The following is a 22,937-nucleotide window of genomic DNA, read 5'->3' on the forward strand; positions in this document are numbered from 1 at the left end:
TCTATCGGAGGTAGTGAATATGAAACCAACCTCGCATGAAATTAGCGGCGATCAATTGGATAAAGCGGTATTAGTAAGCTTAGTGATTAAGAGCAATCGGTTGTCTGAAGAAATGATTCAATACTCCTTACAGGAGCTTGCAAGTCTGGCTGAGACAGCGGGTGTGCAAGTACTTGACTCCCTGATTCAAGCTAAGGATTCTGTTGATTCGAAATGGTTTATTGGCAAAGGGAAAGTCGAGGAGGTAAGAGTTCTTCTAGAAACACATGGCGCCAACACGGTCATCTTTGATCAAGAGCTATCTGGAGCCCAGGTACGTAATCTAGAACAATCGTTGGATGTCAAGATCATCGATCGAACTCAGCTTATTCTGGATATATTCGCACAGCGTTCCAAGACGAGAGAAGGGATTCTTCAAGTAGAGCTGGCACAGTTAAGTTATTTACTGCCAAGGCTATCCGGACAAGGAAAGAATTTGTCCCGTCTTGGAGGCGGGGTAGGTACGAGAGGTCCAGGGGAGACGAAGTTGGAAACCGATCGCCGGCATATTCGTGACCGAATTACGGAGCTCAAGACCGCACTTCAGGAAGTAGTTAGACATCGTACATTACATCGTGATCGACGCAAGAAATCGGGTGTGTTCCAAGTAGCTCTGGCTGGGTATACGAATGCAGGGAAATCCACGCTGCTGAACCGTTTAACGGAATCCGATGTTTTTGCAGAGAATCAGCTGTTCGCTACACTAGATCCTACTTCGAGGAATTTGCGTTTGCCAAACGGCCAAGAAATCGTTCTGACGGATACGGTAGGGTTTATTCAAAATCTTCCGCATGATCTTATCGCCGCATTTCGTGCGACTCTGGAGGAAGTGTGTGAGGCTGATCTGATCTTGCATGTTGTAGATAGCTCAAGTGAGATGCGTGAGCAACAAATTCGCGTTGTCGAAGATGTCTTGCAAGAGCTTGGGGCGCATGGAAAAGACAAGTTAACCGTATTTAATAAGATTGATTTGCTCCAGCCTGGAGAGATAGATTGGCTCACAACGGCAGGGGATACCTTGCGAGTAAGCGCGATGGCGGACGAAGATCTGGAAAAGCTGAAGCTGGCGATTGAGGAAAAGCTGATGGGTGATACCAGAACGTTCCTTATTCCGGCAGATCGCGGCGAGATGATTGCTTTGTTGTACCGCGTCGGGGATGTGACTGAGCAATCCGTGGGAGAAGATGATTACCTTCAGTTCAAGGTAAGGCTTAAGAATAACGAATTTGAGAAGAACGGATATAAGCTGACCCCCTATATGCAGGAGTCAGGAATGGAGTCGATTCAGGGAGAGGCGGAGTAAGGATGAATATGCCGGAGACGCTGATTAGGCTAATGGAGCAAGCAGAAGAGACAGCAGAGCCTAAGATGAAGCAAATCGACCGGACGGTTGACCGTATTCAATGGAAAGTGATATCGGCTTTTCAGAAGTATAAAGTAAGCGATTATCACTTTTCAGGGTCAACAGGTTATGGGTATAACGATAGAGGTCGTGAAATATTAGATCTTGTGTATGCAGAAGTGTTCGGTGCGGAGGCAGCGCTTGTCCGGCCGCACTTCGTATCTGGAACACACACGATCGGAACGGCTCTGTTCGGAGTGCTCCGTCCAGGCGATCATATGCTCTACATTACGGGGAGACCCTACGATACGTTACATAAAGTAATTGGTAAGCCAAATGACGGAACAGGATCTTTGCAGGATTGGGGAATTGTATACGAAGAAGTTGCTCTCGCAGGCGGAGGTTCGCCGGATTGGGATGGAATTCGAGCAAGTATGACGGAGAAGACGAAGGTTATAGGCATTCAGAGGTCCAGAGGATATGATTGGCGCCCGTCATTCACAATCGCACAGATCGCTGAGATGACTGTCTTCGTCAAGGCAATCAACCCTGAAGTAATTGTTTTCGTGGATAATTGTTATGGGGAGTTTACAGAAGAGCAAGAACCGAATGAGGTTGGTGTTGATCTAATTGCCGGCTCCTTGATTAAGAATCCTGGCGGAGGGTTAGCTCCAACGGGCGGATATATTGCAGGGAAAAAAGAATTGGTAGAGCTAGCGGCTTATCGGCTTACTGCACCTGGTATTGGCGGTGAGGTCGGAGCGATGCTCGGGACTCTGAGAAGTATATATCAAGGATTATTCCTTGCTCCTCATCTGGTTGGACAAGCGCTGAAGGGAGCAGTGTTCGCTGCTGCTTTGTTCGAATTGCTTGGTTTCGAAAGTCATCCCAAGTGGAATGATCCACGAACGGATCTTATCCAAGCGATCAGGTTCCCCGATGAACGGCATCTCATCTCCTTCGTGCAGGGCATTCAGAAAGCCTCAGCGATTGATGCTCATGTTGTGCCTGAGCCTTGGGATATGCCAGGTTATGAACATCCTGTCATAATGGCAGCCGGCACATTTATTCAAGGGGGAAGCCTGGAGCTCTCTGCAGATGCGCCGATTCGCGAACCTTACATTGCCTATATGCAGGGAGGTCTCACCTATTCCCATGTCAAATTAGGGGTTTTAACGGCTATCAGGAATATGATGGAGGCCAGGTTACTGTAACGAAACCTTACATGCCTTGACATGTATTAGGTTCGAATGTACAATTCTAGTAACCCCTAAATTGTGGAGTGATACGTAATGAGTGATAATATTCGTAGAAATATGGCTTTGTTCCCGATTGGAATTGTAATGAAGCTTACAGACCTCACCGCACGTCAAATCCGATACTACGAACAACATGAATTAATCATACCGGCCAGAACGGCAGGTAATCAGAGACTGTTCTCATTCAACGATGTAGAAAGATTGCTGCAAATTAAAGCCCTGATCGAGAAAGGCGTTAATATTGCGGGGATTAAGCAGGTGTTATACCCTGTAAGTAAAGAGTCCGATGAAGCAACCGTGTTGAATGATCAGACTGAAGTGAAACGCCGTGAGATGAGTGACTCCCAATTGCACAAGATGTTAAAGCAACAATTAATATCCGGGAAGCGTCCAGGGCAAGTTTCTTTAATTCAAGGAGAGCTCACTCGTTTCAATCCCAAATAATCGATTTTTAGGAGGAATGGCTTTATGAAAACCCCGCACTACTCGAAGCAAGACATAACACGTATCGCGAAGGAACAAAATGTAAGGTTTATTCGTCTGCAATTCACAGATTTGTTAGGCACGATTAAGAATGTTGAGATTCCGGTGAGTCAACTGGAGAAAGCACTCGACAACAAAATGATGTTCGATGGATCTTCAATTGAAGGTTATGTTCGTATTGAAGAATCTGACATGTACTTATACCCTGATCTAGACACGTGGGTTGTATTCCCTTGGGTAACTGAGAATCGTGTAGCTAGATTAATTTGTGATATATATTTGCCTGATGGCAGACCGTTCCCCGGTGACCCACGAGGTATTCTTAAGAGGGCATTGAAGGAAGCCGAAGAGATGGGTTACACTGCGATGAACGTTGGTCCGGAACCGGAGTTCTTCTTGTTCAAGACGGACGAGAAGGGCAATCCTTCGATGGAACTCAATGATCAAGGCGGCTACTTTGATCTAGCTCCAATGGATCTGGGGGAGAATTGCCGACGTGAGATTGTGTTGACATTGGAAGAGATGGGTTTCGAGATCGAAGCGTCTCATCATGAGGTTGCACCTGGACAACATGAGATCGACTTCAAATATACCCATGCCATTCATGCGGCAGATCAGATTCAGACGTTCAAACTTGTAGTGAAGACAGTAGCCCGTCAACATGGACTTCATGCTACTTTCATGCCCAAACCTTTATTCGGAGTGAACGGCTCCGGGATGCACTGTCACCAGTCATTGTTCAAAGGCTCGGAGAACGCGTTCTATGATGAGAAGGACCGCTTAGGCTTAAGCGAAACCGCTCGTTATTATATGGCTGGAATTTTGAAGCACGCTCGCGCATTCGCCGCTATTACGAATCCGACCGTTAACTCTTACAAGAGACTAGTTCCTGGCTACGAAGCACCATGTTATGTAGCTTGGTCAGCGAGTAACCGCAGTCCTATGATCCGCATACCTGCTTCACGCGGTCTTAGCACTCGGATTGAAGTGCGTAACCCTGACCCTGCGGCTAATCCCTATCTGGCGCTTGCTGTTATGTTGAAAGCAGGTCTGAACGGGATTGCGCACAAGATGGAGCTTCCACCACCAGTGGATCGGAACATCTATATCATGTCTGAAGAAGAGCGGGAAGAGCAAGGAATCCCTAGCTTACCAGCAGACTTGAAAGAAGCATTGCTTGAGATGCTGAACGACGAAGTGATCTTCGAAGCACTCGGTGAGCATGCATTGACCCACTTCTTTGAGCTCAAAGAGATCGAGTGGGATATGTACCGGACTCAAGTCCATGCATGGGAACGCGATCAGTATATGACCTTGTATTAATTTGGAGAATCCCTTGGCGCAGTGAGCGTCGGGGGATTTTCTTTTTGTGGGAAGTTGAGTGGTTTTGGTCTCAGAAAAGCAGTGAGAGGCGGTATTTCCACATCTCGTAATCTTTTTGAACATACATCGCACTCTTGGCATAAGTTATTTTAGCCTATAATTCAGAAGGAGTGATACGAATGGGTTTTATTCCGTTCGAACCATCAACACCACAGCAAGGAACTCAAGCTTTTCAACCGCCTTCTTCGCCACCTCCTCAATTTATCCCGCAGCAAGCTACCACATTTGCCGTTGATCCTGGTGCGATGCAAGGCTGTCTATTCAGATTCACCTATATATGGCAAAGAAATGGGGAGCAATATTGGTTCGTTCCAGTTTTCGTGGGGAGTAGATCAGTGTCCGGCTTCCGGTGGACCGGCCGGCAGTGGATTTTCTTCGGTTTGGATACAAGGCAAATCATATCTTTCAGCTGTTTTTAAGGAGAGCGTCGTGGGATTTTCTGTTTCGAATACTAAAAAAATCAAAAAGCAGCCCTGCAACTGTTAAGTCTGCAGGGCTGAAAGTTAATACTGGGTCTCTTCTAGAATAATCGTTTAATATTAAGTTAACCTTAAAAATCAATTAGAATATAATTAATAATTAGAGAAACTATCTACTGATCAGATTCGGATTTAAGCACTAGGCCCAGTTTGCGCGCCACTAATGCTGTCGTACTTGCTTGGAAAACGATCGTAAGCAAAACGGCCATAAATGTAACCGAAGCAATAATCTCAACATGCTCAATACCGGCAGCAGCCACCATCCCGGCCAGAGCAGCTGGGATGACGCCAGTTTCCCGCACCCAAAACATGAACAGAATCTCATTGGGTTCCCATTTGGCACGTCGATCTGGAAGTGTGCATGCAAGTACGGTCAAGGGGCGAGCGATAAACATGAAGATAGCAATAACCGCCAGACTTGGCCAGAGATACTGAAGGATGGCTCCAATATCAACTTGGCTGCCGAGTAAAATGAATATGAGCATTCTCATCATCAATGTAATGTTTTCTGAGAAATGATTCATTTCCAGTTCTTTTTCCCTCATACTTAATTTGTACATTGGAGCATTTCCCCATATAAGACCAGCTACGAATGTGGCCATAAAACCGCTCACGTGTAGCATTTCCCCAAGCAAAAACGCCCCAATTGCCGCCACAACCATTGTAATCGTCGTAAAATCGCGCACCAAACCTATTGTTCTATGCGCTGCCAAATAAGCAGCAAGGAAGCCAACGATAATTCCGACCACGATTCCACCTAATGCAACGACTAAGAAATCCGTGATTCCGGATGAGATCGTGATTTCACTTGTTCCCATGATAATTGCTAAGATCGAAAACGTCAGTATGGAACCAGTCGCATCGTTGAAAGCAGATTCGCTTTCCACGGTTTCTCTGACCTTAGGTCGAATTTTCACTTGTTTGAACACAGGAATGAGCGTGGCAGGATCAGTGGATGATATTATAGCACCCAACAGAAAAGAATAGATCCAATCAAGTCCAAGCAAATAATGCACAGCTGCAGCCACCACGCCGCATGTAATCAGTACACCAGGTACACTCAAGAGGGATACCGTTATCCAGACTTTAGCAAGCCCCCGCAAACGAATATTTCTTCCGCCGTCAAACAGGATGAGGGTAGAGCCGGTTATAAGGATAAACTGATTCGTAAAAGAGATGCTTGGTTCGTGGATCAAATGCAATCCCTGACCTAGCACCATACCCGAAATCAAAAACACGGCTACGTCCGGAAACTTCAGCATCTTGGCGATTATTCCGGATAACATGCCTACTGCGTATATTAAAATAATTAGAAACAAAACATGATGAATCATAACAGATGTCTCATTAACCATGGAACCCGGCCTCCTCTCAGGTGTTTATCACACTTGCTCTTTACCCAATTATAACTTTGCCTTCCGGATATTTGTACAGTTCCTTTTCTGTTTTCGGCGTTAGTGCATAAGCAAGGGTAAGAGGTCCTAACCTTCCGATAAACATCATAAAAGAAATTAGAATTTTCCCTATGACGGATAGTTCAGGGCTTACACCCAAACTGAGACCGACAGTGCCAAAAGCTGATGTTACCTCAAACAATATTTTAAGAAACGGAGCATCTTCTGTGGTAGTAAGAACCATCGTAACAAAAATGACCACGAATAAAGCAAAAATTGTTAGTGTAATGGCTTTATAAACGCGGTCTTGTGCTAACCGATACCGGTAAAGTGTAATATTATCTTTCCCACGAACCATTGCTATCATTGCACCGATTAGGATTGTAAAAGTCGTTGTTTTGATCCCACCGCCAGTTGAACCTGGTGATGCACCAATAAACATCAGGATGATGATAAAAAACTGTGTGGCTTGGCGAAGAACCGTGAGATCCAAAGAATTTGGACCAGCGGTACGCGGGACCACAGACTGAAAATAGGAGGCTAGTATTTTAGTACCCCAGTCAAGCGGCTTCAAGGTGTTTGGGTTGTTAAATTCAAAAATAAAGATTACGATCGTACCAATTATGATTAATGAAGCTGACATAATAAGTACGACTTTGGAATGCAATGTAAGCTTTCTACGCTCTCGGTAATCAAGAATATCCGCAAGAACAATAAAGCCGATTCCACCAAGAATAATTAAACTCGTTACTACCAGATTTACAAGAGGGTCAGAGACGTAACTAGTGAAGCTGCTAAAGCGACCGGTGATGGGTCCAAACAGGTCAAATCCGGCATTGTTAAACATCGATATGGCATGCCATATGCCATAATAGATCGCTTGACCTAATGGCATATCGAATGCAAATCGGATCGCTAGCAGTAAGGCACCGATGCTTTCGATTACCAAAGCATAGAGCAACACCTTGCGGATAAGACGAATAATGCCTTCCATGCTTGTCAGATTTAGTGCTTCTTGAAGGATCAATCGTTCTTTAAGTGAGATTCTTCTTCGGAAAACTAGTGCAATAAGAGTTCCCATCGTCATAAACCCAAGACCGCCTATCTGGATTAGAGAAATGATGACGATCTCTCCGAACTTGGACCAATGAGTACCTGTATCGACTGTGACGAGCCCGGTTACGCAGGTTGCAGAGGTCGCAGTGAATAGCGCATCAATAAATGGTGTGGGTACACCGCCTTCAGAGGACACTGGAAATGTCAATAAAAATGCACCAAAAAAAATAATACATGCAAACCCAAATGCCAATATTTGCGGCGGGGTAAAACGACGTAGTAGAGAATTCTCAAACTTGGTCATGACTGTTTGCTCCTTTGACAATGTGTAACACTTTGAAAGTTAGCTTGCATGATTTTAAATAGGGTTCCCTTCAGTCTTTACTTAATACCCTAACTATAGACAAGCAACCCCCTATCTTATTAGATTAACAATGAAAATAGATAAATATCGGAAGATTAAAGGGCCATCTTGATTGGCCTCTTTTTGTTTAGTTCACCAATAAGATGGTTTTGCGAACAGTATAGGGGCGCTAATAACAGGCGTCGTGGCATGGGCAGCAGCACTGACCTGGAAAGTACTTGCCTCATAAACTATTAAAAATGGAGCGTGAATGAAATGGAATGGTCTGCTATTTTTCAACTAATTGATCCTAAGCTGCTAATCGTGGTCGCCGCTTGCTGGGTGCTCGGGTTTATCCTTAAAAATACACCACGAGTACCTGACTGGAGCATTGTATACCTGGTTACACTGTTTGCTGTGGTGGTTACGATTTGGCTGCTTGGTTTCCAACCAGAGTCGATCCTGCAAGGGATATTGTGCGGTGCATTTGCGGTATATGGGCATCAGCTCTATAAACAGGCCAAACAAGCAGTAGAAAAAGGAGAGGGATGACAATGCAAAGTAGAAGCGATAACAATTTATGGGGGATCGATGTATCACATTACCAGGGGGATATTGATTGGACTCAAGTCGCTCAAGCCGGTGTTCAATTCGCATTTGTCAAAGCGACAGAAGGCGTGGGTATAACAGATGGGAAGTTCCTTCAGAACGTAGAAGGGGCCAACACTGCCGGTGTTGCAGTCGGATGTTACCATTATGCGCACCCGGAAATAAACTCTGTCGAAGCTGAGATAGAATCTTTCCTTGGGATCATTCAGGGACAGCCGTTACAAATGCCGCATGTATTAGACTTGGAGGGTAAGGCAAGTACCCTTGATCGTGATGAGTTAACTCAGTGGGCCTTGATGTGGTTGCGTGAAGTCAATAGTAGAACGGGGCATTCAGTCATGCTTTACACGGGAGCTTATTTTGCCCGGGATGAGGTTGGTCCGGAGCTGGGAGCGTTTCCTTTGTGGATCGCTCATTACGGCACAGATACACCACTTGCGAATAGCACGTGGGACCGTTGGGCGGTTTTCCAAGTTTCGGATTCTGGATCCTGCCCAGGTATCGACGGCCTTGTCGATATGAACTTAATGGAGCCTGATTTCTATTATTCCGTCATGAATCCTCCGCCCCCTGTAGAACCTCCTGCTGATCCGCCCTCTACGGTCGCCATGAGTGCAGAATATGCGAATTACATTATCGACCGATGGATCTCGCACGATTATGAATTTGCGTCTCAGGAAGATAAGGATCGTAGGCATTTCCTTGCCAATCAACTTCGTAGAGTGTCCGGACAAAAGGAGGAGTAATCGCGATACTCTCTAGTAAGAGCCTATTGCTGACATGCGTTGCAAATTGAATTTCTATTAACATAAAAAGAGCCGTATTCCTACGGCTCTTTCTCTCATGGATTAACGAATATCGCGGAACAGTCCGATAACCTTACCGAGAATGGTGACATTCTTCAAACGAATCGGTTCCATGGAAGAATTCTCGGGTTGAAGGCGAATATGATCGCGCTCCTTGTAGAATGTCTTCACAGTCGCTTCATCATCCTCTGTCATAGCCACAACAACATCTCCATTGTTCGCGGATTGCTGCTGCTTCACGATAACACAGTCGTTGTTGTGAATGCCTACTTCGATCATGCTCTCACCCACAATACGAAGCATGAACACATTATCATCCTTCACATAATGAGCAGGAAGCGGGAAGTACTCTTCGATATTCTCAGTTGCTGTAATAGGTGTACCTGCCGTAACTCGTCCGATTAAAGGGATGCGAGAGACACTTAATGAGAAAGGAGAGGACAATTCGCCATCTAGAATCTCAATTGCTCTAGGCTTCGTGGGATCCCGACGAATCAGACCTTTCTTCTCAAGGCGGTCCAAGTGTCCATGCACGGTAGAGCTAGAAGCAAGATGAACCGCTTCGCCGATTTCACGGACAGAAGGCGGGTACCCTTTCTCGCGTACTTCACTCTTAATGAAATCTAATATAGCTTGTTGCCGGTTCGATACTTTGCTCACATCGCTCACTCCAATGGGATATCAATTGTGTAAATTATACCATAGAACCCGAGTTCGCACAAACATAAGTTCTCCTATTCAAATAAGATTTATTCAGAGACTTTCTGGGGTTTCATTCTGCAGCCTTAATTCCCGCCTCGACCTAAGTCTAGGTCAAAACCATCCTCGGGGCGCTTCAACACCTCTCTTCTAGAAGGTAATCTAAGACATGAGAAATCTTATGGCTGGAGAGGGGAAAGTTGAAGATGAAAGGTTTAACGGAATGGGCATTTCGGAATAAAGCAGCTATGAAAATCGGGGTAGTGATGGCTATGCTGGTAGGGGTTTTAAGCTATTTGACCTTACCCATGGAATTCCTGCCTTCAGCAGACAATCCGGCAGTTACAATTACAGCTGTTGGTGAAGGCTATGATGCCAAGACTATGGAATCGAGCGTAACAGTACCGCTTGAGAAAGCCGTATCCCTGGTCAAAGGGAAAAGCAGTATGATCTCGAATACAGGTAACGGATTCACAAAAATTGATCTAACATTTGATTCCAAAACAAAGATGAAGGATGCGAAAGCCGAGGTTCAAGAAGCGGTGAATTCCGTTAGATTGCCTGCGAATGTCTCTCCTCCGTATGTTGTGCAGTATAATACTTCCATGATTCCGGTATCGTGGTTGTCGATTACTTTTAATGATGGATTAACTTCTGATAATATCAAGCTCGCTGAAGAGAGGATCGTACCGGAGTTTCAGAAGATTAAAGGTGTCGGTACCGTGTCCTTTTATGGAAAGTCTACACCAAGTGTAGCCATCACAGCAGATCCAGCGAAATTAGCGCAACGCAATGTACCTTATCAAGCGCTATTGGGCGTGTTACAGGGTAGAGATTACTCCACCTCCATAGGGGAAAGAACGATTGGCGGATCACCGGGTAATCTGAAGGTTACCGGTCAAGTTCGGGATCTGGACACTTTGAGAAAGATGCAGGTTGCGCCAGGTGTCACACTGGGTGATGTAGCAGAAGTGAAGAACAATACGAATCAAGAAAGTGTCAGCCGTGTAGGCGGCAAAGATACATTAATGATTACGGTGACCAAAGCATCGGGTGCGAATACGGTTGATGTAGGTAACGGTGTACAAGAAGTATCAGAAAAAATGCGCACTGAATTTCCAAATGCTGAGGTGTCTGTCTTATCCAGTACTTCTGAGATGGTCGTGGATTCAGTTAACAGCATGCTGCAAGAAGTGTTACTGGGGGCTTTATTCGCAACAATAGTAATCCTTCTGTTCCTGCGGAATATCAGAACGACACTTATCACAATTGTGTCCATTCCATTGTCACTTGCCATTACCTTGTATTTGTTAAAGCTTTCTGGTGTTACGCTTAATGTAATCACGCTTGGAGGAGTTGCAGTAGCGGTTGGTCGTCTGGTAGATGATAGTATCGTTGTCATTGAGAATATTTACCGTCGTCTACAGAAGGAATCTTTCTCTGTTCAGCTAATTACAGATGCGACTCGTGAAGTGGCTTCTGCGATCACAGCATCTACTATAACAACGGTTGCCGTATTTTTGCCAATGGGTTTATTGAGAGGGTCTCTACAAGCATTCCTGCTTCCATTCGCATTGACAGTTGCTTACTCCTTGCTAACTTCACTTATAGTTGCATTGACAGTTGTGCCTCTGTTAAGCGCAGTATTATTGAAAAATTCCAAGCCGAAAGAGCATGAACCTTCACGTCGTTTTACGAACTTCTTACGTTGGAACTTAAGTCACAAATGGTTGCCGCTTCTGATATCTGGCTTGCTGTTCGCAGGTTCAATCGGATTGTACGTATCCATGCCTAAGGGAGCAATTGATTCGTCAGATGCAGCTTCACTTACCGTGACATTGGATTACCCAAGTCAGACATTGCCTGAAAAAGTACTTGAAGAAGGAAAGAAGCTGGAAAAGTTCCTGAATGAGCAAACGGGTCCAAAATGGGTAATGATGCAGTTCGGAAATAGCTCAGAAGCAGTGAAGGAAGGAAGTGTCGTTTCTCCGACTCAGGTTTCATTCATGATTGAGATGACGAAAGGCGCAGACTCCGAGAAGCTTATCGAGAGTGTAAAAGGACAACGCAGCAATTTCCCTGGCGCTGAGCTGAATGCTGGAGCATTAGACTATGCCACCAATGCAAGCTCTACCCAAATCTTCGTCGATATTACTGGAGATGATCCGGTCAAGCTAAGTGATGCAGCCGCACTTGTGATGGAGCAAATCCGAACAGTTGACGGGGTTCTGAAAGTTAGCAGCAATCAGGAACAGAAAAAGGCCGTTTATGCATTCGAAGTAAATGCAGCATTAGCCAATACGCAAGAAATTGCTCAGCAATTGCAAGGGATGTTAAGCCCGATTCCTATTGGAACGATGCAGCTTAATAATGAGCAAGCATCTGTGTTCCTGAATCCTATTGTGAACCCGACTACAATGCAAGATCTTTCTGGTCTTACCGTACAGACTGCTGGAGGAGCTGTGCCCGTATCCTCCATTGCCAAGCTGACAAAGACGGATGAAGCAACCACGATTTATCACAAAGAGGGTAAAAGCTTCGTTCGCGTTACGGCAACCGTAGAGCCGAGTCAGCTCTCCCTGGCTGGTGATGCTATTACTGAACGCACGAAGACAATAACACTGCCGGCTCAGACCGAGCTCCATGTTGGAGGTGCATCGGCAGATCAATCCGATGACTTCGCCGACTTGGGTATTACGGCACTGATCTCCATTGGAATTGTATACATGATCATGGTTATTGCATTCAAGACATTACGTGCGCCGCTCGCGATCATGTTCTCCTTGCCGCTTGCTGCCATTGGTGCCGTATTAGGCTTGTTGGTAACAGGTGTCACCCCGGACTTCACAGTTATGTTCGGTGCGTTGATGCTGATCGGAATCGTGGTGACGAATGCAATCGTGCTTATTGATCGAGTGAAGCAGAACGAAGAGCAGATGTCCATTCGTGAAGCTCTGCTAGAAGCAGCGGCATCACGTATGCGTCCTATCCTGATGACTGCCATTGCAACGATCTGTGCCATGCTCCCGCTAGTATTCGGCTCACACGAATCAGGCAGCATAGTCTCCCAGAGCTTGGCGATTGTAGTTATCGGTGGTCTTGCTGTTGCGACATTGCTAACATTAGTGGTGGTCCCATGTGTGTATGAATTGTTGTTCTTCCGCAAGTCCAAACGCCAACGCAAGGCAGCATTTGCTGCAACTATTTAACGGTATTAATGAAATACGCAAAAATCCGTTACCTTTTTATAAGGTGAACGGATTTTTTGTATACAAAACACTTCTCATGGTCAGGAATCCATTATATAGTAAGGGTTGTACACAGGAAGTTGAGGGGAGCAACCAGACTTGTTCGTTGGTATCGCATTAGGTTTATTCGTAGTAACAATGACGGTTGTAATATGGCAGCCCAAAGGTCTAAGTATAGGTTGGCCAGCAGCTATTGGAGCGATACTTGCGCTGATGTTAGGGGTGGTTGGGTGGTCTGATGTATGGACGGTGACTGGGATTGTATGGAATGCCACATTAACCTTCGTTGCGCTGATAGTGATCTCTGTCATTCTGGATGAGATCGGATTCTTCGAGTGGGCAGCTTTACATATGACTCATTTGGCTCGCGGCAATGGCAGATTAATGTTCCTCTTTATGATTCTATTGGGGTCCGCCGTATCAGCATACTTCGCTAACGATGGTGCAGCGCTCATCTTGACGCCTATAGTGCTTGCTCAAGTTAGAACTTTGCAATTGGATGAGAAGCGTGTATTTGCCTTCGTTATGGCTGGGGGTTTTATTGCAGACACGACTTCGCTGCCGCTAGTAATAAGTAACCTGACAAACATTATTTCCGCTGATTTTTTTGGGATCGGGTTTGTGGAATATGCAAGCCGGATGATGATTGTGAATATGTTTTCCCTTGCAGCAAGTATAGGGATGTTATATGTTGTTTTCCACAAATGGATCCCGAATAAATATGATTACAAGGATTTACAAGCACCTGCTACCGCTATTCGCGATATGAGGTTGTTCCTATGGTCGTGGGTTATTATTGCGATCCTGTTCTTATCCTATTTGAGCAGCGAGTGGTTGCCTATTCCGGTATCCGCCATAGCCGGTGCAGTTGCAATCCTTTTCTTATTGGCCGCTAGGAATAGCAAGGCTGTACAGACACGAAAGGTAATGAAGGAAGCACCCTGGACCATTGTGGTGTTCTCCATCGGGATGTATATCGTCGTGTACGGATTACATAATGCCGGATTGACAGAGCATCTAGGTGGGATCCTGGAACAGCTTGCACACAATGGATTGTTCGCCGCAACAATAGGAATGGGATTCTTGTCAGCCGGGTTATCGAGCATAATGAATAACTTGCCGACCGTATTGATAGGTGCTCTTGCGATTGATGAGACGATGACAGACGGTACGATCCGCGAGGCTCTTATATATGCGAATATTGTTGGCACTAATTTAGGACCGAAAATAACACCGATTGGCTCGCTCGCGACTTTAATCTGGTTACATGTTCTGGCGCGTAAAGGTGTACGGATCACATGGGGGTATTATTTCAAAATCGGGTTCCTGCTTACCGTCCCCACACTATTTATTACTTTGGTTGGACTGTATTTGTGGTTGTTATGGATCTAACATGAATCAATCTCACAACTTATTCCGGAGGGATGAACTTGATTACGCAGACAAGCACCACTTTGTATCCTGTACTAGTCGCCTATGCAGAAGCCAGTAAGTCAGTTCCGCATACCCAATTCACCATAGGTCATACATTAGCAGCTGCTTCTCTATTCACAGCCATCCGTGCGTACACGGTTGGGAATCGAATCGTGCTTGAGGCGGAATGTAAAGGAATCCATAAAGGGGGCACGGAACAGGTCGTTTTCTTGTTCGATCCTAAGCATCACGGAAGACGCCCTCATAACTTTCTCAAGATTCGTTGGACCGAGACTGACGGATTTATGTTCGAACGATTTCTGTATGAGTATTTGAGCGAACCTCTGCCTGATGGAGTTCATGGAACGGCCAACATGGCGGAAGGGACACTCAAGCTGCGTCTGGAGCTGCCGCTTGAGCTGATTGGTCTGCCGACAGAGGCTTCACCGCAAGGAAGACGTTGGATTGGTTTTAATATGTATAGGGAAGCAATGGGCGGGGGGGATGCCGGAATAGTAAAGTGGTCTGGCTTACCTTGTGATTCCATTATTCATGGTCAAGGACTTGGGGATTTGCTGATTGCAAGGGGGCTGGATGCAGACGAGGTTGAAGCTGCTGTTCAAGCGGCGGACGTAGACAGCAGAGGGCTTCCTACCCGTTGGGTTAAACGAGAGATCCCTGCTGAATTATTCGATTATATAACTCGCAAACGCCATGGAATGACGATTCGTATAAAAGCTGCTGACGCGGAACGAGCCCGTTTGAAAGCGGATACGACAAAATGGGGACAGACGTTGAAGGCGAATATTGTGGAAGTCGCTGACTATTGGGCAGCCAAAAGCGATGACGAGCTGTTCGATGTAGTCCCAGTTGGCAATCCGAGAGCGTTGACCGTTGCTCAATATTATGGAGACCCAGCGAGTCCTGGCAATTATCGAACCTTGCAGACCTGCCTGGAAAGGCCTTATGAATTCTATAATCCGGCGGCTGGGATGTGGTGGCGACCAGGGATGCAATTGCACAATCCAGGGACAGGAGAGGAAGTGACCCTGCATGATCATGGGGACGGGTTCCTCGCTCCTCCAGGATTTCCATTTCCTCAAGTTCGATATATGTTTCTGGGAGCTTACAGACTATTCATCCTCGGAGTATTAATGGGCATCCCGTACCATCAGGTTATTGAGGATACAGCTGTTTGTCCAGAAACAAGCGGTAAGAAATATTTTGGCGCCATCAATAATCTGGCCAGCGCTTTTATACTTACCGGTGATCGCCGTTATGCACGCAAAGCTCTAATTCTAATTGGCAGAATTGCCGAATTAGTCCCTTATATGAACGGGAACTTCGCGGACGGTACGATCAGTGACAGTGTACATATTGCAGAGCCTACTACAACGGAAACATATTGGTATGATAATTTCTTTGAGGCGCTTGATCTGTTGTACGATGAGATTGATGCTTGTGCTCCCGAGCTCGCTGAATTATTCGGACGAAAGCTTGACGCAGAGGGGCGAGCGAGGACGAAGTCTTTCTGTGTTAAAGATACGGTGCATGAATTAATTCCTTATTTGATCTATAGCTGCGAGGTCGAGATTCGGAGAACCGCAGATTGGTCGCTCCGCTACATCTACAAATATTTGACGCTCGCAAGCTTTATGCAGAGCGGGAAGCTCATGCATCGTATTTTGTCGGAAGGGCCGCATAGTTTGCAGGGAAAGCTGCGTAATTTATTTTATAGGGATGGCCGATATGCCTATGATTCTTATGGATATTTGGGGATTATTGGCGACCAGCTGATTCTGATGGCGAATACGAACTACTTGTTCACGGATGAACAGTATTATCCTGAGCCGATTGATATGTTCACAGACAAGCAATATGGGATACAAGCTATAATCGATCTTACCTTCCGAACCAAAACAGGAGGAATAATCCCAGCCTTCGGTGACTGGCAGCTGGATAATAAGGAACCTATCAACGAGTACAGACGTCGAGGGCTGCCGAAATATGCAGCAGGTTATGAAATTGCATTCTCTCGAATGGACGAGGATCGCGGCTTGCTTGGCTCCTTGTTGGCACTGTATACCGAAGAGGAATTGTCAGCGTTTCGTCTGGAAAGCGTGAATGCAGCCTCCATTGATAGTTCCTTGCTGCTGCTAGGTACGGCTGCAGACTTTGCTGATTATCAGAGTTATGCCAGTGTGAATCCCGAGATAAAAGAAGAGAAGTCCCGTTCATCATTTGCTCCTTTCCTGCTTCAGAACTCGGAGACGAGCCTGCTCAGACATGGGCGGACGGCGGCCGATTGCAAGCATGTTGTGTTATACGGACAACCCACAGCCGGTCACGCGCACGGAGATAAGCTTGGATTGTGGATTGGAGCGTTTGGCTATCATCTGTTGGCGGGTGTTGGAGCATACCCGTTCACATGGATAAGTCCCAAATTAAGAGGCTGGGAAACTCACTCAGCCGCCTGTATGGTCACTCTTATCGATGGACGCAATCAGAATGCTTCGTATTCGAAACAGCTTGCTCATTATGAAGGACACCACATCCAACTTGCAGGATTAGAGAACGATGTGATTTACCCAGGCTCGCATGCGGAGCGTTGGAGCTGGCTGATTCCGGCCCCAACCCAAGCGAACGGAGACGATTCGGCTGCATATGTTTTGGACATCAACTATGTCCGGAGAGGACGAACCTTCGACTATAATACGGCAGGGATGCTTTCGCCGGATCGGCTTTCTTTTCAGGGAATTGAGGCAGAGGATTGGGTTCCGCTAGAGGGTACATTACAGCGCACTTTAGATGGCACAGACTCTCCACTTTATGAAAAGCCTGGTTATGGCTGGATGAAGGCGCAACGTAAGGCTAAGACTGGCGCGACATCCGTTTCCTGGACGTATCGATATGATCATGCTGCGCTCAAGGTTCATACCGTTCCTGATGTTAGCCATGCGGCGCGTGAGGTTGTGTTTAGCCTAGGCGAGATGGGCTTTCAGCATATGGGAGAATCGGATTGGCTGCCATTCGTAATGTGGCGGGATCAGGAGGATCCAATACGTGAATCCGAGGGGATAAGGACGTTCGAGAATCGTGCTGCTACGTTCTGCACCGTATTGGAGCCCTATGATCAGAAGCCGTTCCTTGAGGCCATTGGAGGGTTGACATTGATTACAGCTAATCAATCGACACACTTTCAACCAGTTGGAGTGGAAGTCTTCCATGGTGACAATTATCGTGATATTCTGATCAGCAATTATGCTGTTGGAGACTCGGTATCTTTTCAGGATCGTACAGGTCAAATAATCACAACAGATGCGAAAGCTCTTATGCTGCGTTATTGCGGGGGTGAGCTTGTGTCAGCGGAGGCAATTGCTTATACACACATTGAAGCGGCAGGATTGGCGGAGCAGCGCGTGTCTGCGTATTTGAAAGGTAAAGTAGAATTAGCAGAAGAAGAATCAGGGACGGGGGCGATTTCGGTAAAGTTAGATTCAGGACTGGAGGAAGCATTCGGACCTGTGGCTGACATCAAAGAGCTTGAAGGACGTGTCGCTTTGATCCATTCATCTGACTATCCTAAGCCTTCCGCCTATTATATCCGCAATCCGAAGCTTGTGGGGGATTTACTGTCCTTCGATACTAGCATTTCGCTGATTAGTCTGAATGCAGATTCCCCATTCGAAACCAAGAAACGAGAACTAGGGAAAAAGGCACAGATCCTGGTTGATGGAGTCGAGATACTGATTGATGTGAAACCAGGCGATTCCTTTACACTTAGTAATCATTTTATTTCACAATAATGGATGGAAATGTCGGAAGGAGGAGTGCAAGTTTGAATATACGAACGGAAACCATGCAGGATTACGAGAAAGTTTTCCAACTGAATGTTCAAGCATTCGGTAATAGGGATGAGGAATCGCGGTTAATTGAAAGAATCCGTGTGTCGCCTCAGTTTGTCCCGGCATTATCGCTTGTAGCGGAAGAGGATGGGGAGATAGTTGGTCATTTGCTGCTAAGTAAAGCAGAAGTGGTCGGTGATGAAAGAACGCATGAAGTTATCGTGTTAGCTCCAATAGCGGTTCATCCCCAATTTCAGAAGAGCGGAATCGGAAGCAAGCTTATTCTGGAAGGATTCAAACGATGCGTGGAGCTTGGATTTCATCTGGTGTTCTTGATCGGGCATCCATCCTATTACCCACGTTTTGGGTTTAAGCCTGCGGGCGAAGCTGGATTTGAGTTGAAGCAATTTCAGGTTTCGGCAGATGTGTTCATGGTGTGTGAATTGGTAAAAGGCGCAACCGAAGGAGTTAGTGGGGAACTGAGATATCCTGGGTCATTTTTCTAAGTCAAGAAAGGATCGAATGAATGGAGCTGCGCGACTTGTTAGATAAGAAAACCGTTTGGATGAAGCTTCTTATAGGTTCTTTCTTGTTTACTTGTTCTTTCTATATTTCAATGAGTGGTGTCTTTAGACTGCTGATTGCCATCCTTATTAGTTATTTGATAACCATTTCAATAGCTGATCCTGGAAAGGGATTTATAAGACAGCTTTTTGGAGTTTCGCTGCTTATTGTATTGTTGGGATTTGGTATGTTTATCTTGTTTGTACTTCTAAGAATGCTAGTTAATTGGTTGTAAATACTTTATGCCATTAATAAATCGAAGATGATTCGGACCGAGTGTTACGACACTTGGTTTTTCTTATTTCAGAAGGACTTAACAATTACATAAAAAGGAAAGCTGCATCCTATCTCGAATTCTTTTAATATGTCCGTCCAGAGGTGAGGAAATGAAAGAATGGCGAGTTTTATTTGTTCTCATGTCTTTGTTGTTAGTTGGTTGCAAAGAACAGGATGTTACTACAACTCAACCATCTCCAACCCATTCACCACCGTACGTCAAGGAAGTAAAGTTAAGTTTCCAACCGTTGCAGCTTGAAGCAATTCAGCAAGGAATCGTTGCGCCAGAGTCGAAGCTTATTCGAACTATTAACTTTGGTCTATTGGATAACAATCCGATGGTATTAAGTGTTTATGTAGAGTCGTTTTCAACTAGTTCATTTGCCAGAACTGTGCTTCATGGGATTCTGAATGTGAATGAGCAGACCTATCTAATCCGGGATTTATCCTTTTCTTTAAAAGAAACAGACCAGATCAGTTGTGCTCAAGTATGTGTGTTCCAACGTGGTATTTCCCCGCAAGATCTGTATGAAATGATCGGGAGTATAGAACTTTTCGCAAATGGACCCGGACTCCAATTGTTCCTAGTATATGATAAGAAGAAAAAGAGTCTAAATGCTTTTCAACATTGGGGGGAGGCTAGTTTTGTAGATCTGGATCTCGATGGCAAGGAGGAATTCATTATTGAGTTCCCTGGGTTGCATCTAGCACTACCTGACCTTACAGTAATCCGTTCCAAGAGTGGGGAATTAGAGGTAAGCGCAAGCGTGCTTGAAACCATAAGGGATGGGCAAGGTGACTATGTTACTCTGAATAAAAACGGAACCGCTCCGATCATACAACTAAAGAACGATAGGACAGGGACAGAGCAAACAAGAAATTATAGCTATAATCAAGGGATACTGAAAGCTGTTAAATAAACGATTAATTGGAATTGTTCATTTTATCTAATAAGGGGCAAAGCAATGACGAGCCATATGCAAGTAAGTTGGTTCGAGCTTGATGAGATCAACGAGGCAGAGATCAAATACGTGGTTGTGCTTGCGCATTATAACAAGGAAATCATTCTGATCAGGAACAAAGATAACATAGCATGGGAGATGCCAGGAGGTAAGATTGAAGAAGGAGAGTCCATAGTCAAAGCGGCAAGCAGAGAGCTATATGAGGAGACAGGCGCTGTTCGATTTGATCTGATGCCTTTTGGAAATTACTCTTTAAACGGTAGTTATGGAACAGTTTTTTTTGCAGATGTACATGAGTTGGGGGATTTGCCTGACTACGAGATTGAAGAAATACGGTTTGTAGACCATTTACCTGAGGGTTTGCTCTATGGTGACGTATATTACATCTTGTACGACAAATGGAAGGAGAAAAGGGAGGGTTCCAGGAATACATATTCGATTAACTATAACAGGGAGCTGTAAGTCGAGGGAGAGATATAATCGCAATTAACCAAATGAGGATTAACTTAATGAGTGAAACCTAACCAGGAGGCCAGCAAATCCATGATATTTTTTGATCTGGACGGTACGTTGCTTGATCATGATTATGCAGCACAACAAGGAGTGACTACTCTTTATCGCATCTACGGGTCAGATATACAATCCAACGAAGAGGAGTTTCTTGCAAGCTGGGAATCGTTGTTGGAAACGTACTTCAATCAATATTTGGAAGGAAAGCTATCATTCGTAGAGCAGAGAAGAATTCGGATGAAGCAACAGTTTCTCGCCTTTGGTATTACGCTAGAAGACGAACAGGCTGACCAACGTTTTAATCAGTATTTGCAAGGGTATGAGCTGCACTGGCGCTGTTATGAGGATGTTCAGAGCTGTTTAGACCGATTGGGAGCAAATCATCATAGACTTGGAATTATTACAAATGGAGATCACAAGCAGCAAGTGAAGAAATTGAATCATTTAGACATTCAAAGTTACTTTTCCACAGTTATAACCTCGGGTGACGTAGGCTACTCGAAGCCCAGCACAGAGATATTCATAGAAGCTTGTAAACGTGCGGGGGTCGAGGTTAGTGATAGCTATTATGTAGGGGATCGTTTAGACGTGGATGCTAGGGGCAGCAAGGAGGCCGGAATGAAAGGGATCTGGCTCAACCGCGACTACAAAATGGATGAGAATGCAAATGTACTGACCATTCATAGTTTGGATGAACTCCCAGACCTTGTAGGTTTAGCAAGTAGGACTTCGCATGAGTAATCCCTATGTACTCTATCATTACTATGAACAAGAGCTGGGACCTTTTCGGAATTTATCGAGCCTTGAACCCCTAGAGGCCGATCGAATTCTGGGCAAGCTGCGACTTGAACAGCAGGTTTTTGCAGGCCGCAGATCAGAAGAGTATTTGGTCATACGAAAAGAGCTGGAGCGGCAGGCAAGAGATATTTTTATACAAAAAGGCGGTAATCCTAAGAAAAGCTACCCTCATTATATGACAGTAGGAACATGTAATTGGCTTCTAAGCTGGTACAAGCAAGGAAGCATGATAGAGATCGAGTGGGATGAGCTTGACGAAGCCTCAATCAGTTTTACATATGGAGATTTGTTCCCAACGATGAGATATGATGATAATAAGCCTTACAGAAAGCAAGTGTACACGAAAGCCGAGATTCAGGATGTAATTAGTCAATATGGCTTGCCCCAGGAGTGGAATGCGGATGGAAGCAAGGGGCCGGAAAGATATATTGAAGCACAAATATGGGACGATGCTGCTTTGAAGAAGTTCATGTATTAGAGGAGTGTGAGGAAGATGAGTACGGAAAAACTTTCATCGGATGCCTTATATGAAACGGCATTATTGGAACGAATCAGGCAACTATGTCTTTCGTTACCAGGAACATCGGAGCGGATTAGTCACGGTGCGCCTACTTTTTTCATTAATGAGAAGAAATCATTCCTACAGTACCATAACAATCATCACGGGGATGAAAAAGTTGCCTTATGGTGCGCAGCAGAGTCAGGTATACAATCCATATTAGTGGAGTCAAATCCCGAAATCTATTATGTTCCAGCTTATGTAGGATATCTTGGATGGGTCGGATTGCGACTGGATCGTCATGCAGAATGGGAAGAAATTGCTGGTGTCATTGAGGATGCTTATTTGGCAAAAGCCCCTAAGAAGTATAAGGATCTCGTGGCTAGTAATAGAAAGGATTCAGATTAATTTGATTTGGTTAGGAGGACAAGCGTATGTCAAATGAATATTCAATAAGCAGGAGCAGCAAAGAAGAAAGGGATTTGGTTAGAAACGGGTTAATTCAGTTCAATAATGAGCATGTACCCGCTGAGTTGAGGAGAAATTATCAAGAGATTAATCTTTCTATAAAAAATGAAGACGGTGAAGTCATAGGCGGTCTGAACAGTGTTCATTGTTGGAATTGGATAGAAGTTGATATTCTATGGATTAACCCGGATTACAGGGGGAAGGATTATGGATCGAAATTACTAAATGAAATTGAAGAAATAGCCAGACAAAAGAATTGCACGTTCATAAAGCTGAATACTTTTAGTTTTCAAGCGCCTAAGTTCTACTTGAAACATGGCTACGAGGTAATAGCTGTTATAGAAAATGCTCCTACAGGATTCCAACATTATTATTTACAAAAGGTTTTGGAAGGAAATGAAATCGTACATTAAATAGAGTCACAAGGTGTATAATTAGAGTCTATAGATAGAAAGGAGGGGA

At 45.0% G+C, this 22,937-nt stretch carries 19 protein-coding genes and 1 pseudogene; 17 read left to right on the forward strand and 3 right to left on the reverse strand.

What is annotated here, in order from left to right; all coding sequences use genetic code 11:
• The first annotated feature begins 19 nt into the window (after positions 1-19).
• From hflX to AC58QD_RS04930, 5 genes and pseudogenes are all read left to right on the forward strand, one after another.
• Positions 20-1,342 carry a GTPase HflX gene (gene hflX / locus AC58QD_RS04910; RefSeq protein WP_497330621.1) on the forward strand — a complete coding sequence of 441 codons (1,323 nt, stop codon included), beginning with the start codon at positions 20-22 and terminating at the stop codon, positions 1,340-1,342.
• A gap of 2 nt (positions 1,343-1,344) precedes the next feature.
• The gene (locus AC58QD_RS04915) at positions 1,345-2,595 is read left to right on the forward strand and encodes a methionine gamma-lyase family protein (protein WP_497330623.1); all 1,251 of its coding nucleotides are present in this window, start codon (positions 1,345-1,347) and stop codon (positions 2,593-2,595) included.
• 78 nt (positions 2,596-2,673) lie between these two features.
• Positions 2,674-3,084, forward strand: coding sequence for a MerR family transcriptional regulator (locus AC58QD_RS04920; protein ID WP_497330625.1), 411 nt, complete (start codon positions 2,674-2,676; stop codon positions 3,082-3,084).
• Positions 3,085-3,108: 24 nt separating this feature from the next.
• A complete protein-coding gene (gene glnA, locus AC58QD_RS04925) occupies positions 3,109-4,446 on the forward strand; it encodes a type I glutamate--ammonia ligase (protein WP_497330627.1) in 1,338 nt (445 codons plus the stop codon).
• A gap of 191 nt (positions 4,447-4,637) precedes the next feature.
• Positions 4,638-4,925: pseudogene (locus AC58QD_RS04930) on the forward strand (collagen-like protein); the annotation flags it as partial.
• Positions 4,926-5,098: 173 nt separating this feature from the next.
• Here the strand turns inward: AC58QD_RS04930 and AC58QD_RS04935 are convergent.
• Both AC58QD_RS04935 and AC58QD_RS04940 read right to left on the reverse strand, forming a co-directional pair.
• The gene (locus tag AC58QD_RS04935; protein ID WP_497330629.1) at positions 5,099-6,340 is read right to left on the reverse strand and encodes a cation:proton antiporter; all 1,242 of its coding nucleotides are present in this window, start codon (positions 6,338-6,340) and stop codon (positions 5,099-5,101) included.
• A 40-nt stretch (positions 6,341-6,380) separates the two neighbouring features.
• On the reverse strand, positions 6,381-7,739 hold the full coding sequence (locus tag AC58QD_RS04940) for a TrkH family potassium uptake protein (protein ID WP_497330631.1): 1,359 nt from the start codon (positions 7,737-7,739) through the stop codon (positions 6,381-6,383).
• Positions 7,740-8,054: 315 nt separating this feature from the next.
• Here AC58QD_RS04940 and AC58QD_RS04945 point away from each other — a divergent pair, with 315 nt between their 5' ends.
• Both AC58QD_RS04945 and AC58QD_RS04950 read left to right on the forward strand, forming a co-directional pair.
• Complete coding sequence (locus AC58QD_RS04945) at positions 8,055-8,330, forward strand: phage holin family protein (protein WP_497330633.1); 276 nt, start codon at positions 8,055-8,057, stop codon at positions 8,328-8,330.
• Positions 8,331-8,332: 2 nt separating this feature from the next.
• Entirely contained in the window at positions 8,333-9,133 is an 801-nt protein-coding gene (locus tag AC58QD_RS04950) for a glycoside hydrolase family 25 protein (RefSeq protein WP_497330635.1), read from the forward strand.
• Between the two features lie 102 nt (positions 9,134-9,235).
• On the opposite strand, the gene lexA is transcribed toward AC58QD_RS04950, so the two are convergent.
• Complete coding sequence (lexA, locus tag AC58QD_RS04955) at positions 9,236-9,853, reverse strand: transcriptional repressor LexA (protein WP_497330637.1); 618 nt, start codon at positions 9,851-9,853, stop codon at positions 9,236-9,238.
• Positions 9,854-10,098: 245 nt separating this feature from the next.
• Between lexA and AC58QD_RS04960 the strand changes: the two genes are divergently transcribed.
• From AC58QD_RS04960 to AC58QD_RS05005, 10 genes are all read left to right on the forward strand, one after another.
• Complete coding sequence (locus AC58QD_RS04960; protein WP_497330639.1) at positions 10,099-13,101, forward strand: efflux RND transporter permease subunit; 3,003 nt, start codon at positions 10,099-10,101, stop codon at positions 13,099-13,101.
• Between the two features lie 138 nt (positions 13,102-13,239).
• Positions 13,240-14,532 (forward strand): arsenic transporter, encoded by a 1,293-nt coding sequence (locus AC58QD_RS04965; RefSeq protein WP_497330641.1) that lies wholly within the window; start codon positions 13,240-13,242, stop codon positions 14,530-14,532.
• 38 nt (positions 14,533-14,570) lie between these two features.
• Positions 14,571-18,359, forward strand: coding sequence for a hypothetical protein (locus AC58QD_RS04970; RefSeq protein WP_497330642.1), 3,789 nt, complete (start codon positions 14,571-14,573; stop codon positions 18,357-18,359).
• Positions 18,360-18,391: 32 nt separating this feature from the next.
• Positions 18,392-18,904 (forward strand): GNAT family N-acetyltransferase, encoded by a 513-nt coding sequence (locus AC58QD_RS04975; RefSeq protein WP_497330644.1) that lies wholly within the window; start codon positions 18,392-18,394, stop codon positions 18,902-18,904.
• A gap of 444 nt (positions 18,905-19,348) precedes the next feature.
• On the forward strand, positions 19,349-20,158 hold the full coding sequence (locus AC58QD_RS04980) for a hypothetical protein (RefSeq protein ID WP_497330646.1): 810 nt from the start codon (positions 19,349-19,351) through the stop codon (positions 20,156-20,158).
• A 45-nt stretch (positions 20,159-20,203) separates the two neighbouring features.
• Complete coding sequence (locus AC58QD_RS04985; RefSeq protein ID WP_497330648.1) at positions 20,204-20,662, forward strand: NUDIX hydrolase; 459 nt, start codon at positions 20,204-20,206, stop codon at positions 20,660-20,662.
• An 81-nt stretch (positions 20,663-20,743) separates the two neighbouring features.
• Positions 20,744-21,451, forward strand: a complete 708-nt coding sequence (locus tag AC58QD_RS04990; RefSeq protein ID WP_497330650.1) for an HAD family hydrolase — start codon at positions 20,744-20,746, stop codon at positions 21,449-21,451.
• Positions 21,444-21,986, forward strand: coding sequence for a hypothetical protein (locus tag AC58QD_RS04995; protein ID WP_497330652.1), 543 nt, complete (start codon positions 21,444-21,446; stop codon positions 21,984-21,986). The genes AC58QD_RS04990 and AC58QD_RS04995 overlap by 8 nt, the downstream gene beginning before the upstream one ends.
• Positions 21,987-22,001: 15 nt before the next feature.
• Positions 22,002-22,415: an MmcQ/YjbR family DNA-binding protein gene (locus tag AC58QD_RS05000; RefSeq protein WP_497330654.1), complete on the forward strand. Its 414-nt coding sequence runs from the start codon at positions 22,002-22,004 to the stop codon at positions 22,413-22,415.
• A 26-nt stretch (positions 22,416-22,441) separates the two neighbouring features.
• Positions 22,442-22,888, forward strand: coding sequence for a GNAT family N-acetyltransferase (locus tag AC58QD_RS05005; RefSeq protein WP_497330656.1), 447 nt, complete (start codon positions 22,442-22,444; stop codon positions 22,886-22,888).
• Positions 22,889-22,937: the final 49 nt, after the last annotated feature.

It is taken from the genome of Paenibacillus sp. J2R1T-4 (assembly GCF_059692235.1).

Coding starts and splice junctions, on each gene's coding strand:
- AC58QD_RS04920 (WP_497330625.1), top strand. CDS start 2,674: ATGAGTGATAATATTCGTAGAAATATGGCTTTGTTCCCGATTGGAATT.
- AC58QD_RS04980 (WP_497330646.1), top strand. CDS start 19,349: ATGAAAGAATGGCGAGTTTTATTTGTTCTCATGTCTTTGTTGTTAGTT.
- AC58QD_RS04960 (WP_497330639.1), top strand. CDS start 10,099: ATGAAAGGTTTAACGGAATGGGCATTTCGGAATAAAGCAGCTATGAAA.
- AC58QD_RS05005 (WP_497330656.1), top strand. CDS start 22,442: ATGTCAAATGAATATTCAATAAGCAGGAGCAGCAAAGAAGAAAGGGAT.
- AC58QD_RS04995 (WP_497330652.1), top strand. CDS start 21,444: ATGAGTAATCCCTATGTACTCTATCATTACTATGAACAAGAGCTGGGA.
- AC58QD_RS04990 (WP_497330650.1), top strand. CDS start 20,744: ATGATATTTTTTGATCTGGACGGTACGTTGCTTGATCATGATTATGCA.
- AC58QD_RS04945 (WP_497330633.1), top strand. CDS start 8,055: ATGGAATGGTCTGCTATTTTTCAACTAATTGATCCTAAGCTGCTAATC.
- AC58QD_RS05000 (WP_497330654.1), top strand. CDS start 22,002: ATGAGTACGGAAAAACTTTCATCGGATGCCTTATATGAAACGGCATTA.
- AC58QD_RS04940 (WP_497330631.1), bottom strand. CDS start 7,739: ATGACCAAGTTTGAGAATTCTCTACTACGTCGTTTTACCCCGCCGCAA.
- hflX (WP_497330621.1), top strand. CDS start 20: ATGAAACCAACCTCGCATGAAATTAGCGGCGATCAATTGGATAAAGCG.
- AC58QD_RS04985 (WP_497330648.1), top strand. CDS start 20,204: ATGACGAGCCATATGCAAGTAAGTTGGTTCGAGCTTGATGAGATCAAC.
- glnA (WP_497330627.1), top strand. CDS start 3,109: ATGAAAACCCCGCACTACTCGAAGCAAGACATAACACGTATCGCGAAG.
- AC58QD_RS04935 (WP_497330629.1), bottom strand. CDS start 6,340: ATGGTTAATGAGACATCTGTTATGATTCATCATGTTTTGTTTCTAATT.
- AC58QD_RS04915 (WP_497330623.1), top strand. CDS start 1,345: ATGAATATGCCGGAGACGCTGATTAGGCTAATGGAGCAAGCAGAAGAG.
- AC58QD_RS04950 (WP_497330635.1), top strand. CDS start 8,333: ATGCAAAGTAGAAGCGATAACAATTTATGGGGGATCGATGTATCACAT.